The organism is Vogesella aquatica (genome assembly GCF_028548455.1).
In the GTDB taxonomy this organism is placed as follows: Bacteria; Pseudomonadota; Gammaproteobacteria; order Burkholderiales; family Chromobacteriaceae; genus Vogesella; species Vogesella aquatica.
Genome location: NZ_JAQQLF010000008.1, coordinates 81,404 through 94,819, shown reverse-complemented (window position 1 = coordinate 94,819; position 13,416 = coordinate 81,404). Strand labels below are relative to the sequence as shown.

Annotated in this window: 15 protein-coding genes; all 15 read left to right on the top strand. The window is 65.5% G+C overall.

What is annotated here, in order from left to right; all coding sequences use genetic code 11:
* Positions 1-63: 63 nt before the first annotated feature.
* The 15 genes from PQU95_RS07710 to gspN all read left to right on the top strand — a co-directional run bounded on the left by PQU95_RS07710 (position 64) and on the right by gspN (position 13,350).
* Positions 64-1,848 (top strand): acyl-CoA dehydrogenase C-terminal domain-containing protein, encoded by a 1,785-nt coding sequence (locus PQU95_RS07710; protein WP_272751451.1) that lies wholly within the window; start codon positions 64-66, stop codon positions 1,846-1,848.
* A gap of 139 nt (positions 1,849-1,987) precedes the next feature.
* Positions 1,988-2,575 carry a hypothetical protein gene (locus PQU95_RS07705; protein ID WP_272751450.1) on the top strand — a complete coding sequence of 196 codons (588 nt, stop codon included), beginning with the start codon at positions 1,988-1,990 and terminating at the stop codon, positions 2,573-2,575.
* A gap of 116 nt (positions 2,576-2,691) precedes the next feature.
* Positions 2,692-4,758, top strand: coding sequence for a type II secretion system secretin GspD (gene gspD, locus PQU95_RS07700; protein ID WP_272751449.1), 2,067 nt, complete (start codon positions 2,692-2,694; stop codon positions 4,756-4,758).
* On the top strand, positions 4,755-6,209 hold the full coding sequence (gene gspE, locus PQU95_RS07695) for a type II secretion system ATPase GspE (protein ID WP_272751448.1): 1,455 nt from the start codon (positions 4,755-4,757) through the stop codon (positions 6,207-6,209). Before gspD ends, gspE begins: the two co-directional genes overlap by 4 nt.
* A 1-nt stretch (position 6,210) precedes the next feature.
* Complete coding sequence (gene gspF, locus PQU95_RS07690; RefSeq protein ID WP_272751447.1) at positions 6,211-7,416, top strand: type II secretion system inner membrane protein GspF; 1,206 nt, start codon at positions 6,211-6,213, stop codon at positions 7,414-7,416.
* A 3-nt stretch (positions 7,417-7,419) separates the two neighbouring features.
* Positions 7,420-7,578 carry a hypothetical protein gene (locus PQU95_RS07685; protein WP_272751446.1) on the top strand — a complete coding sequence of 53 codons (159 nt, stop codon included), beginning with the start codon at positions 7,420-7,422 and terminating at the stop codon, positions 7,576-7,578.
* The gene (locus PQU95_RS07680) at positions 7,572-8,120 is read left to right on the top strand and encodes a DinB family protein (RefSeq protein WP_272751445.1); all 549 of its coding nucleotides are present in this window, start codon (positions 7,572-7,574) and stop codon (positions 8,118-8,120) included. The genes PQU95_RS07685 and PQU95_RS07680 overlap by 7 nt, the downstream gene beginning before the upstream one ends.
* 49 nt (positions 8,121-8,169) lie before the next feature.
* A complete protein-coding gene (gene gspG, locus PQU95_RS07675; protein WP_272751444.1) occupies positions 8,170-8,607 on the top strand; it encodes a type II secretion system major pseudopilin GspG in 438 nt (145 codons plus the stop codon).
* A 6-nt stretch (positions 8,608-8,613) separates the two neighbouring features.
* A complete protein-coding gene (locus PQU95_RS07670) occupies positions 8,614-9,099 on the top strand; it encodes a type II secretion system protein (protein WP_272751443.1) in 486 nt (161 codons plus the stop codon).
* Entirely contained in the window at positions 9,096-9,473 is a 378-nt protein-coding gene (gene gspI / locus PQU95_RS07665; protein WP_272751441.1) for a type II secretion system minor pseudopilin GspI, read from the top strand. Before PQU95_RS07670 ends, gspI begins: the two co-directional genes overlap by 4 nt.
* Positions 9,470-10,024, top strand: coding sequence for a type II secretion system protein GspJ (locus tag PQU95_RS07660; RefSeq protein WP_272751439.1), 555 nt, complete (start codon positions 9,470-9,472; stop codon positions 10,022-10,024). The genes gspI and PQU95_RS07660 overlap by 4 nt, the downstream gene beginning before the upstream one ends.
* Positions 10,021-10,974 carry a type II secretion system minor pseudopilin GspK gene (gspK, locus tag PQU95_RS07655; RefSeq protein ID WP_272751438.1) on the top strand — a complete coding sequence of 318 codons (954 nt, stop codon included), beginning with the start codon at positions 10,021-10,023 and terminating at the stop codon, positions 10,972-10,974. The genes PQU95_RS07660 and gspK overlap by 4 nt, the downstream gene beginning before the upstream one ends.
* Positions 10,971-12,128 (top strand): type II secretion system protein GspL, encoded by a 1,158-nt coding sequence (gene gspL / locus PQU95_RS07650; protein WP_272751436.1) that lies wholly within the window; start codon positions 10,971-10,973, stop codon positions 12,126-12,128. Before gspK ends, gspL begins: the two co-directional genes overlap by 4 nt.
* The gene (locus PQU95_RS07645) at positions 12,125-12,622 is read left to right on the top strand and encodes a type II secretion system protein M (protein WP_272751435.1); all 498 of its coding nucleotides are present in this window, start codon (positions 12,125-12,127) and stop codon (positions 12,620-12,622) included. The genes gspL and PQU95_RS07645 overlap by 4 nt, the downstream gene beginning before the upstream one ends.
* Positions 12,619-13,350, top strand: coding sequence for a type II secretion system protein N (gene gspN / locus PQU95_RS07640; protein ID WP_272751433.1), 732 nt, complete (start codon positions 12,619-12,621; stop codon positions 13,348-13,350). Before PQU95_RS07645 ends, gspN begins: the two co-directional genes overlap by 4 nt.
* Positions 13,351-13,416 lie beyond the last annotated feature (66 nt).

Sequence of the window (13,416 nt, the reverse complement as noted above, 5' to 3'; positions counted from 1 at the left end):
GCCATCAGCCGGATCGGTGACCGGTTTTTTTGCACGATGACGAGTTAATCGAGGAGTAATTTCATGATCTACCAGGCACCCGCCAAGGAAATCCGTTTTGCCCTGAATGAGCTGGCCGAGCTGCCGGCTGTCTGCAGCCTGCCGGGCTACGAAGACTGCTCGGTCGAGCTGGTCGATGCCATTCTGGAAGAGGGCGCCAAATTTGCCGAAGGCGTACTGGCCCCCATCAACAAGCAGGGCGACAAGGGCGCCAAATGGTCGCCGGATTTCACCGTTACCGCCGCCGAAGGCTTCAAGGAGGCGTGGCAGCAGTACGTGGAAGCCGGTTGGGTAGGCCTGCGTGCCCCGGCCGAGTTTGGCGGGCAAGGCTTGCCGGCGCTGGTAGCGTTGGCCGCAGAAGAAATGTGGTGCTCGGCCAACCTGGCGTTTTCGCTGGCGCCGATGCTGACGCTGGGCGCCATCGAGGCCATCAACCATCACGCCTCCGACGAGCTCAAAGCCATCTACCTGCCACGCATGTCCACTGGCGAGTGGACCGGCACCATGAACTTGACCGAGCCGCAAGCCGGCTCCGACCTGGCCCAGGTACGCAGCAAGGCTATCCCGGTAGGCGATGGCAGCTACCAGATCAGCGGCCAGAAAATCTTCATTACCTGGGGCGAGCACGACATGGCGGACAACATCGTCCACCTGGTGTTGGCCCGTCTGCCCGACGCCCCCGCTGGCGTAAAGGGCATCTCGCTGTTCATCGTGCCCAAGTTCATGGTGAATGCCGACGGCAGCCTGGGCGCGCGCAACGATGTGCGCTGCGTGTCACTGGAGCACAAGCTGGGCATCCACGGCAGCCCTACGGCCGTGATGAGCTTTGGCGACGAAGGCGGTGCCATCGGCTACCTGGTGGGCGAGGCCAACAAGGGCCTGGGCTATATGTTCACCATGATGAACCACGCCCGCCTGGGTGTAGGTATCGAAGGCATGGCGGTATCCGAGCGTGCTTACCAGAAGGCGGTGGAGTACGCGCGCGACCGCGTGCAAAGCCGCGCCGTGGGCAGCCCGGACCCGGCCGGTGTAGCCATCATCCAGCACCCTGACGTACGCCGCATGCTGATGACCATGCGCGCCCAGATCGAAGCGCAGCGCGCGCTGGCCTTTTACGCCGCCGCCGCGCTCGACCGCGCCGCCCGCCACCCGGTAGCCAGCGAAGCGGCGCGCAACCAGGCGCTGGTGAACTTCCTGATTCCTATCGTCAAAGGCTGGAACACCGAGCAGGCCAACGAGATCACCAGCCTGGGCATGCAGATCCACGGTGGCATGGGCTATATCGAGGAAACCGGCGTGGCGCAGTACTGCCGCGACGCGCGTATTACCGCCATCTATGAAGGCACTACCGGCATCCAGGCGCTGGACCTGATCGGCCGCAAAACCGCCAGCGAAAACGGCGCTACTGCGCGCTGGCTGCTGGAAGAAGTGCGCAGCACCGTGGCCAAGCTGGCGGCAGCCGGTTTCGACAGCATGGCGGCCAACCTGGAAGCTGCCGCGAAAGACGCCGAGCGTTGCGTGGACTTCATCGTTGGCACATTTGCTAGCCAGCCCGCCTTGGCCGCAGCCGGTTCGGTGCCGTTCCTGAAGCTGATGGGCATTACGCTGGGTGGCTGGATGATGGGCCGCGCCGCGCTGATCGCCAAAGCACAGCAGGGTGATGAAGGTGCCGACGCCGATTTCCTGGCCGCCAAGCAAATCACTGCGCGTTTCTACGCCGAGCATCTGCTGCCGCAAACCGGTGGCCTGGCTGCCGCCATCGTGAGTGGCGCAGATAGTGTCTTGGCACTGGACGCAGCACTGTTCTAAGCTGTTTTGCCCGCGAAGCCCCCTTTCAAATGAATGGGGGCTTTTCATATGCTGGCAATGCTACCCGTGCAGGATGCTTGCCCATCCATGCTCTCTTCATTAATCTCCCACTTTTGTCTGTTCCGGAATGCCCCGTCTTATGTCCATGCCGCAACGTGCTTTGCGCCACATCGGCCGCGTGCCAGCCCTTTTGCCGTGGCTGGCAGCACTGTTTGCCGGCTGGTGGCTAGTGGCCACTTTTCTGGCCTTGCTGCCGGCTTCGCCATCCCTGCGCGTGCTGACCCAGCCGCAGCCGCTGGCAGCTGCCGGTGGCGTCGCCCAGCAATCCTGGTTTGGTGTGGTGCAAGACGCTACGGCTAGCCAGGCTGCGCCGCCCGTGACGGTACTGGGTGTACTGGGTGGCGGTCAGGGCTCGCGTCAGGATTTCGCCATCTTGCTGGAAAATGGCCAGAAAATTGCCGTGCGCGCCGGTGACAAAACGCCAGGTGGCTGGTTGTTGCTGCGGGTGAACGGGGGCGGGGTTGTACTGCGCCAGCCGGATGGTAGCGAGCTGAATGTGGCACTGAGCCGCCAGGCACAGCCAGACAGTGTGGCTGGCCAGACACCTGCCCAGCCGCCGCTGTTTGGCATGCCTGCAACCCAGCCAGCCATGCAGGCCCCCGCGGCGGCGGTACCGCCGGCAAACGATGGTCTGCCGCAAAGGGATGCGCCGGCCCCGCAGGGCTGAGCGGTAAGCGGCAGGGTGTGAACCCAGGTTTTACGTTGGCGCTACGCTGGCGCCGTAGCCGGTGTGGTGCAAGACGCCACGGTATCTGAACAATAGAAAAGCAGATCGATACAATCATGCAGATAGCCCGTTTGGCCGGTGCCTTGGCACTGGTATTTGCTTGCCACGCTTTTGCCGCGCCCGACGAGCCGGTAATGCTGAACTTCGTCAATGTGGATATCGATACGGTGGTCAAAGCCATCGGCGAGATTTCCGGTAAGAACTTCGTGCTGGACCCGCGGGTAAAAGGCACGGTGAATATCGTGTCGGCGCGCCCGGTACCGCGCGAGCTGTCTTACCAGATTCTGCTGTCCAGCCTGCGCATGCAGGGCTTTAGCGCGGTAGAAAGTGACGGCGTGATCAAGATCGTGCCCGAAGCCGATGCCAAGCTGCACGCCCGGGTAGGCAATGCGCGCCGCGGTGACGGCGACCGCCTGATTACCAAGGTGTTCATTTTGCGGCACGGCAGCGCCAACCAGCTGGTGCCGGTGATTCGCCCCATTATTTCCCCGAACAACACCGTGGCGGCCATGCCGCAGGCCAATGCCGTGGTGGTGACCGACTACGCCGACAATATCCGCCGTATCGAAGCCATTATCGACAGTATCGAAAGTGCCAGCGCCGCCGATAGCGTGGTGCTGCCGGTGAAGTACGCCTCGGCTATCGAAATGGCCAGCCAGCTGAACAAGCTATTGCAGGAAGGCAGTACCGGTGCGGCCAACGCTGCTGACGGCGGCCGTATCACCATCGTGCCGGACGCGCGCAGCAATGTGCTGCTGGTGCGCGCCGACACCAGTGGCCGCCTGGCCAAGGTAAAAAACCTGCTCACCCTGCTGGACCAGCCTAGCCAGGCCGGTGCCAATGTGCGCGTGGTGTACCTGCGTAATGCCGAGGCCACGCGGGTAGCGCAAACCCTGCGCAGCCTGCTGTCCGGCGAGGCGGCACCCACAGCGGCTGCCAGCACGCCTGCCAATGGCCAGGCACCTGGCACAGCAGGCAGTACCAAAGCGGCTGACAGCAATGGTGGCGCGCTGGGCAGCACCATCCAGGCGGATGTGGCCAACAATGCGCTGATCATGAACGTGCCGGATGCCATGTACCAGAACCTGCGCAATGTGATCGACATGCTGGACCGCCGCCGCGCGCAGGTGTTTGTCGAGGCGCTGGTGGTAGAAGTATCGGCCGAGCGGGCGCAGGAAGTCGGCATGCAGTGGCAGTCGCTGTCCGGCCTGGGCAATGGCGGCACCAGCGTCATTGGCGGCACCAATTTCCCGGCTACGGGCAACCCCGGCATCCTGAATGTGGCGACCGGCGGTGCGGCGGGCATCAGCGCGATGGCTGGCAGTAGCGGCCTGACAGTGGGCATCAGCAAGGGCACCGTGACCATTCCGGGTATCGGCCAGGTGTTGAACCTGGGCTTGCTGGCACGAGCGCTGGAAAAAGAAGCCGAAGGCAATGTGCTGTCCACGCCGAACCTGATGACCATGGATAACGAAGAAGCCAAGATCGTCATCGGGCAGAACGTGCCGTTTCTCACCGGCAGTTACAGCAACACCGGCACTGCCGGTGGCAATAACAGCAGCGTATCGTCGCCCTTCCAGACCTACGAACGCAAGGACGTGGGCCTGACGCTGAAGCTGACACCGCAGATTTCCGAAGGCGGCCTGGTAAAGATGAAAATCCTGCAGGAAGTGTCGTCGGTAGAAGAAACCAGCCGCAATAACCCCGCCGGCCTCACCACCAACAAGCGTGCCATCGAAACCACCGTCACCGTGGACGATGGCAGCATCGTGGCGATTGGCGGCCTGATCCAGGAAGCGGTCAGCGATGGCGAGAACAAAGTCCCGCTGCTGGGCGATATTCCCGGCCTGGGCTGGCTGTTCAAGTACCAGCAAAAACAGCGCAAGAAAACCAACCTGATGGTGTTCCTCAAGCCCACCATCCTGCGTGACGATGGCAGCGCGCGCGGCCTGGCCAGCGACCGCTACGACTATGTGATCGGCGACCGCCAGCGCCAGGACAGCAAGCTGCCGCTGAATGCCGCAGACGCCTACCAGTCGTCGCCGGCCGGCGGCCTGCTGCAACAGCTGCAGCAAAGCGGCAAACTGCCGCAGCCGGATAGCCAGCGCGTGGCCAAACCATGAGCGTAGCCCGCCACCCGGTGCTGGGCTTTGCCTTTGCCCGTAGCCAGCGCATCGTGCTGGAAGACGGCCCCGATGGCCGCGTGCTGCTGCTCGATAGCCAAACCCCGGCCAGCGCCATCAGCGAAGTACTGCGCCTGCACGGCGCGCCCGATCACCTTGAAACGTTGGCCGCAGACGAGCTGGACCGCCGCCTGTCCAGCCTGTACGCCAACCGTAGCGACGGCGCGGCAGGTGTAGTGGACGATATCGGCGACAGCCTGGACCTGAACGCCATGGTGGACTCGCTGCCCGAGGTGGAAGACCTGCTGGAGTCCGAAGGCGACGCGCCCATTATCCGCATGATCAACGCGCTGCTGACGCAGGCACTGCGCGACGGCGCTTCCGACATCCATATCGAAGCGTTTGAAGACCGCAGCCTGGTGCGTTTCCGGCTGGACGGCACGCTGCGCGACGTGGTGACACCGCACCGTGCGCTGCACGCCGCCATGGTGTCGCGGCTGAAGATCATGGCCAGCATGGACATCGCCGAAAAACGGCTGCCGCAAGACGGCCGTATCTCGCTGCGGCTGGGCGGCCGCCCCGTCGATGTGCGCGTGTCCACGCTGCCCACCAGCCACGGCGAGCGCGTGGTGTTGCGGCTGCTGGATAAAGAGGCCGCGCGGCTGGACCTGGCCACGCTGGGCATGGCCGCCGATATATTGGGGCAAGTGGACGGCCTGATCCGCCAGCCGCACGGCATCTTGCTGGTGACCGGCCCCACCGGCTCCGGCAAGACCACCACGCTGTACGCCGCGCTATCGCGGCTGGACGCGCGCCACACCAACATCATGACCGTGGAAGACCCGGTGGAGTACCACCTGGACGGCGTGGGCCAGACGCAGGTAAACGCCAAGATCGACATGAGTTTTGCCAAGGCGCTGCGCGCCATCCTGCGCCAGGACCCGGACGTGGTGATGATCGGTGAGATCCGCGACCTGGAAACCGCCCAGATCGCCGTGCAAGCCTCGCTCACCGGCCACCTGGTGCTGGCCACGCTGCACACCAACGACGCCGCCAGCGCCATTACCCGCCTCACCGACATGGGCGTGGAGCCTTTTCTGCTGGCGTCCAGCCTGCTGGGCGTGATGGCGCAGCGGCTGGTACGCCGCCTGTGCCCGCAGTGCAAGCAGCTGCACCCGCTGCCACTGGACGGCGAGCCGGGCGTGCTGCATTACCGCCCGGCGGGCTGCCCGGCGTGCAGCAACAGCGGCTATCGCGGCCGTTACGGCGTGTACGAGCTGCTGCAAGTGGACGACACGCTGCAGAAGCTGATCCACGACCGCGCCAGCGAAGCCGAACTGCGCGCGCATGCCGCGTCGTGCGGCATGCGCAGCCTGCGCGACGACGGCTTGCGCTGGGTACGCGGCGGCGAAACCAGCCTCGAAGAAATCCTGCGCGTGACGAGGAGCTGAGTTGGCCGCATTCAAGTACACCGCCCTCGACGCCGCCGGCAAGGAACACGGCGGCCTGCTGGAGGCCGACTCCGCCCGCGCCGCCCGCGCCCAGTTGCGCGAGCGCGGCTTGCTGCCGCTGGAGCTCGACAGCGTGGCCGCTCCACGCCAGGGTAGCTCGCTGCTGGCGCGTGGCTTGCCGCGTGCCGAGCTGGTGATGTTCACCCAGCAGCTGGCCACGCTGCTGGACGCCGGCCTGCCGCTGGAGCGCGCGCTGGCCGCCATCACCGAGCAAAGCGAGCACCCGCGCACCCGTGCCGTACTGGCGCAGGTGCGTAGCGATATCCTGGAAGGCAAATCGCTGGCGCAGGCGCTGGCCGGCGCGCCAGCCGTGTTCAACAGCCTGTACCGCTCGCTGGTGCAGGGTGGCGAGCAGTCCGGCCATCTGGGGCAGGTCATGGCCAAACTGGCGCACTACCTGGACCAGCGCCAGCACACGCAGCAAAAAGTGGCATTGGCCATGGCCTATCCGGCGGTAGTCACCGTGGTGGCGCTGCTGGTGGTGGGCGGGCTGATGGCCTACGTGGTGCCGCAGGTGGTGAGCGTGTTTGCGCAAAGCAAGCAAACGCTGCCGCTGCTGACGCGCATGCTGGTGGCCAGCAGCCACTTCCTGCGCGACTGGGGCGTGGTGCTGTTGCTGCTGATCGTGGCCGCAGCCGCTGCCATCTGGCGCATGCTGCAGGTGCCGGCGCTACGCCGCGCCTGGCACGGCCAACTATTGCGCCTGCCGGTTATCGGCCGCCTGCTACAGGCGCTCAACACCGCACGCATGGCCAGCACGCTGTCCATTCTGGTGGGTTCTGGCGTGCCCTTGCTCACCGCGCTGGACACCGCGCGCGGCATCGTCAGCCTGATTCCCATGCAGGACGCCATCGCCGACACCGCCGCCAAAGTGCGCGAAGGCATGGCCCTGTCGCGGGCACTGGGCAGTACGCGCCAGTTTCCGCCGGTACTGATCCACCTGATCGGCAGCGGCGAAGCCAGCGGCCGTCTGGCCGACATGCTGGACCGCGCTGCCGTCCAGCAGCAGCAAGAAGTAGAGCGCAAGCTGGCCACCTTCACCACGCTGATGGAGCCCTTGCTGATTCTGGTGATGGGCGGGCTGGTGTTGCTGATCGTGATGGCCATCATGATGCCGATCATCGACATGAACCAGATGGTGAGGTGACGCATGAACCCGATAGATGCCGAACGCACGGGCCGCTTGCTGGCAGAGGAACAACGGCTGCTGGCCGAGGCGGTATCGCCGCCGGCAAGTGTGATGCTGTTTGCCTTGTTGCCGTTGCAGCTGGCCGAATGGCACGCCCACACCGGAACCACGCCATGCTGACCCCCGCCGCCATCCGCCAATTGGCCGCCTACAATCGCGGCATGAACGACAAGCTGTACCAAGCCGCTGCCAGCCTGCCGGATGATGTCCTGCATGCCGATCGTGGCGCATTTTTCGGCTCGCTGTTCGGCACGCTCAGCCATATCGTGGTGGGCGATACCGTCTGGCTGCGACGTTTTGCCACCTTGCCATACGGTGCCGAAGTATTGCAGCCTGTGCGGCTTTGGCCGCAGCCCGTGGCACTGGACGCCCGGCCTGCGGCCAACCTTGCCGAGCTGGCTGCGCTGCGCCAGCAACTGGATAGCTTGATCGAGCAATGGGCCGCCACGCTGGATGAACGCGTGCTGGCGCAAGACCTGGCCTACCAGGCTATGCGCGGTGATGCATGCGTCAAGGCGCTGGGCGGCGTGCTGCTGCATTTTTTCAACCACCAGACCCACCATCGCGGCCAGGCCAGCACCCTGCTGAGCCAGGCTGGCGTGGACGTGGGCGTTACCGACCTGCTGATGTGGCTGCCGGATGTCGCAGCCAGCAGCGACTGATTTTACGCCGGCCCGCGTTGCCGGCCATCCATTGCCCAAGGGAGCTCACATGAAACGCCTCAACTCTGCCGCCCAGCGCGGCTTCACCCTGATCGAGATCATGGTGGTCATCGTCATCCTCGGCGTGCTGGCCGCGCTGGTGGTGCCCAAGGTAATGAGCCGCCCGGACGAGGCGCGCATCGTGGCCGCCAAACAGGATATCGGCGCCATGCTGCAGGGCCTCAAGCTCTATCGCCTCGATAACACGCGCTACCCCACCACCGAGCAGGGCCTGCAAGCGCTGGTGAGCAAGCCGACCAGCGGCCCGGCGCCGAAAAACTGGAAGCCGGGCGGCTACCTGGAGCGCCTGCCCAACGACCCATGGGGCAACCCCTACCAGTACGCCGCGCCAGGTAGCCATGGTGAGGTGGATATCTGGAGCCTGGGCGCCGACGGCGAGCCCGGTGGCGAAGGCAACGACGCCGATATCGGCTCCTGGGCGCTGTAAACCGGCATGACGCGCGCAGGCTGCGGCCAACGTTGGCCGCAAGGCGGCTTTACGCTGATCGAGGTGATGGTGGTGCTGCTCATCATTGGTGTGATGGCCACTACCGTCAGCTTCAGCCTGCGCCCTGATACGCATCGTCAGCTGGAAGACGAAAGCTACCGTCTGGCGCGGGTGCTGGAGCAAGCGGTGGATGCCGCCGAAATGGGCGAGGCGCTGGCGCTGGACTGGCAGGCAGGCGGCGCCCGCTGGCGCGTGGCCGATAGCCAGGGTGGCTGGCAGCCCAGCGCCGATGCGTTTTTTGCCGATCACCTGCTGCCGGAAGGTTTGCGCGGCGATGGCCTGCTGCAAGACGGCCGCCCGGCCAGCGGCCCGGTGCGGCTATGGCAGGATGGCCGCCCACCCGCGCTGGCACTGACGCTGCGTGGTGAGAGCGGCGCGCGCAGCATCACGCTGTCACCGGTAGGCACCGTTACCGTGGAGGTGGCGCCGTGAGGCAGCAAGGCGGCTTCACCCTGTTCGAGGTGCTGGTCGCGCTGGCCATCATGGCGGTGGCGCTGGCGGCCTTGCTGCGTGCCAGCGGGGTGGCTGCCGACAATAGCGAGCAGATGAAACAGCGCATGATCGCCACCTGGGAGGCGCAAAACCAGCTGGCCCTGATGCAGGCGCGGCGCGAGTGGCCAGGCCCAGGCCTGCAAGAAGGTGAAATGCAAAGCGATGGCCGCCGCCTGCGCTGGGAGCGCGAGGTCAGCGAAACGCCCAACGGCAACTTCCGCAAGGTGATCCTGCGGGTATTGCAGCCTGGCAGCCAGCGCTATGTGCTGGCCGAGATCACCGGCTTTGTGCGCAGCCCCGAGGTGCAGCCATGAAGCGCCAGCACGGCATGACGCTGATAGAAATCCTGGTTGCCATGAGCCTGCTGTCCATTCTTACCGTGATGGGCTACCGCGCGTTTGGCAATTTGCTGAACGCGCGCGAGCACATCATGCAAACCGGCGAACGCTGGGTGCAGCTGGCGCGGGTGCTGCGCAGGGTCGAGGCCGACCTGCAGCGCCTGCCGCGGCAAGCCCCCAGCGAGCAGCAACAGCCTGCCCTGCAGCTGCAGCCGGCGGGGCAGGGCCAGTGGTTGCAGCTGCGGCTGGCGTCGTCGCGCTATCCGGACGGGCAAGAGCAGGTGCAATACCGTGCCACTGGCGGCCTGGGCTGGCTGGCGGGCCCGGCCAGCAGCGCGCCGGAAGGCGAAGCCTTACCCTTGCTGGCTAGCGATTACCGTGTGCAATGGCGCGTGTTGGCCGCCAATGGCCAGTGGTACGCGCAGTGGCCTGCGGCGGCGGCCGGCTCGCCGCAGCTGCGTGCGCTGGAAATGCGTGTGGTATTGCCCGGCGATGAAGCCATCAGCCGCGTATGGGTGCTGCCATGAAGCGGCAACAGCAAGGCATGGCCATCATCATGGCGCTGCTGATTGTGGCGCTGGCGGCTACCGCAGCCGCTACTGTGTTGTGGCAGCAAAGCTTGTGGTGGCGCCAGGCCGATAACGACCGTGCCCGTGCCGATATCCGGCTGATTGCCGACGCCGGGGTGGGCTGGGCGGGTGACATTCTGGCATTTGATGCCCGCAGTAGCGGCGCGGTAGACCACCTTGGCGAGCTATGGGCGCAGCCCTTGCCGCAAACCGAGGCCGAACAGACCCGCATTAGCGGCCAGCTAAGCGATGCGCAGGGGCGCTTTAATGTGCACAACCTGCTGCTGCCGGACGGCAAGGAAGACGCGGTGCAAGTGCAGCTTTACCGCCGCCTGCTGGCCCAGCTGCAGCTGCCGGCTGCCTTGGCCGATACGCTGCTGGACTGGCTGGACGCCGACGACGAGCAGCGCCCGCAAGGTGCCGAGTCGGCCTGGTACGCAGCCCAGCAGCCGTCTTACGCCATGCCGCCGGCTAACCGCGTGCAAAAGCTGGCGCAGCTGCGCTGGGTAAAGGGTTACGACAGCCAGGTGCTGGCCAGGCTGGCACCGCATCTGGTGCTGCTGCCGCAGCGTAGCGCCTTGAATGTGAACACTATCAGCCTGCCTTTGATGATGGCGCTGGTGCCCGGCCTGGGGCGTGGCCAGGCGCAGGCATTGATCAACCAGCGTAGCACCACGTATTTCAAGGACAAGGCCGACTTCGGCTTGCGCCTCACCGGTAACCTGGTGCCGCTGGCAGTGGAGTACGGCGTGCGCAGCGACTATTTTCTGCTGCAAAGTGAAATACGCCACCCGCGCAGCATGCTGCGGGTAGACGCTTTACTGTTGCGCAACGAACAAGCCAGCAAAGTGCTGTGGCGAGAAGAAGGAGTGGTGCCGGTAGCGGCGGCCACCAACGGGGAATCATGAGTGTATTGAGACTGTATCTGCGGCCAGGCTGGCCAGATAGCGAGCCTGGCCTGCCGTGGGCGCTGCTGGGTAGCCAGGGGCAGTGCCTGGATGAGGGCGATGGCAGCCCCGCCGCCTGGCCGCGAGCCGACCAGCTGGAGCTGGTGTTGCCCGCCGGCACTACCCTGTTTACCTCGGTGGCGCTGCCGGCCGGGCGCGAGCTGAAGCCGGCGGTGATCGGCTATGCGCTGGAAGAACAGCTGGCAAACGACCCTGCGGCCAACCTGTATGCCGTGGGGGGCAAGCTGGCCGACGGCCGCCGCAGTGTCGCGGTGTGCGAGGCGGCGCCGGTGCGCCGTGCCGTGGCCATGCTGCGCCAGCTGGGGCGGCTGGCCGACCGTATCGTGCCAGAAGAAACCCTGCTGCCCCTGCCTGTGGCAGGGCAATGGGTACTGTCTGCCCAGCCGCAGGGCTGCTTGCTGCGCATGGGGGCGGATGCCGCGAGTTTTCTGCCTGCCGCCAGCGCCGCACTCTTGCTGCCCAGGTTGGCCGCAGCGCCGCCGCCAGCCGGGCTGCTGGTGTTGGGCGAGCTGCCGCAGGGCTTGCCAGCCTCCTGGCCGCTACAGCAGGGCGACACCTGGCAATGGCAGCACGGCCGCAGCAGCGGGCCGAATTTTGCCCAGGGCGAGCTGGCGGCAGACCGCCAGTGGCGTGCCTTTGCTCCCTCGCTCAAGCGTGCCGGTGTGATTGTGGCTGCCGTGGTGCTGGCACAAACCCTGCTGGCCTGCGGGCAATGGGGTTGGTACGCCTGGCAGAAAAAAGACCTGCAGCAGCAAATTCGCCAGCAAGTGCAGCCGTGGGCGCCGCAAGCTGTGGCCGGCAGCAGTGCCTTGCCCATGTTGCGGGCGGTAGACCGCTTGCGCCTGAGCCGTGGCCTGCCCGCGCGCGACGATATGGTAGAAGCCATGGCACAGCTGGCACAGATTAACCGCGGCCAGCTCAAGCTGGTATCGCTGCGCTACGACAGTGGCCGCCTGGCGTTCCAGGCACCTTCGCTCAGTGCCGAGCAGGCGCAAGGCTGGCAGGCACAGTTGGCCGCACGGCAGTGGCTGCTGACGGCCAGCCAGAATGAACAGGGGCAGAGTGAGTGGGTACTGACAAGGGAGCCGCTATGAATCAGCTGAAACAGCAGGCGCAGCAGCGCTGGCAGCAGTTATCGGCACGCGAGCAGCGCCTGCTGGCCTTGATGGCTGTGGTGCTGGGGGCGGCAATTTTCTATCTGGTGCTATGGGTGCCGGCGCATCAGCAATCTGCGCGGCTAGCCGCAAGCGTGACCAGTTTGCGCGCCGAGGCCAGGCTGGTGGCCACGCTCGCCAGCGAGGCGAAGGGGCTGAAACCACAGGCCGAGGTGCCCCCGTTGCCGGCCGCCGAGCTGCAAACCATGCTGGCGCCGATGCTGCGCCAGGCCGGGCTGGCAGGTTTGCAGCTGCAGCCGGAGGGCGAGTTTGGCGTGCGGGTGCTGGGCGAGGTGGCATTTGACGACTGGGTGCGTGCCACCGGCCAGCTGGCCGGCCAGCAAGTGCGCGTGTTACGCCTGCAGGCCAGCGCTACCAGCGCAGGGCGTGTGAAGCTGGATGCGGTACTGGTACACGCCGGGGGGGAAGCATGAAGCGCGCAGGGTGGCTAGGGCTGGTAATCGTGGGCTTGCTGTCTGCCGTGGCGCATCTGCCTGCCAGCTTGCTGGACAGCAGGTTGGCCGCAGCGACGGACGGGCGCTGGCGCCTGGCCACGGCCAAGGGCACGCTGTGGCAGGGTAGCGGGCAGCTGATGTACGCTGGCCTGCAGGGCGAGGTCTTGCCCATGAGCACGTTGGCCTGGCGCTGGCAGCCAGCTGCGCTGCGCAGCCTGGCGCTGCAGTGGCAGATCGAGGCCGATGGCCAGGCAGGCAGCCTGCAGCTGAAAGCGCGCAGCGCACAGCTGGACAATGTGCAGCTACAGCTGCCGGTGGCGGCGCTGACCGGTTTTTCGCCAAAATGGCAGAGCGCGCGGCTGGGTGGCCAGCTACAGTTAAACGTAGGGCACATGCTGCTGCAGCCGGGCCGTGTGGACGGGCAGGCGGTGCTGGCGTGGGTGGCGGCGAGCTCGCCGCTATCGCGCATCCAGCCGTTTGGCAGCTATGCGCTGGATGTGCTGGGGCAGGGCGAGCAGGTACAGCTGGCCATGCGTACGCTGCAGGGGCCGCTGCAAATCCAGGGGCAAGGGCGTTATGACGCCGGCGGCTTGCAGTTTGCCGGCAGTGCCAGTAGCGAAGCAGCGCAATACGAAGCGTTGAAACCGGTTTTATTGATGCTGGGCAAGCCCAGCGGGGCGAATAGCGTAACGTGGCAGCTGAATTGACGTTAGCGTCAAAGTTGGCTTGGGTTTGTTCAAGTATTTGTTTTTATTGATGGTTGAAAAAAAGTG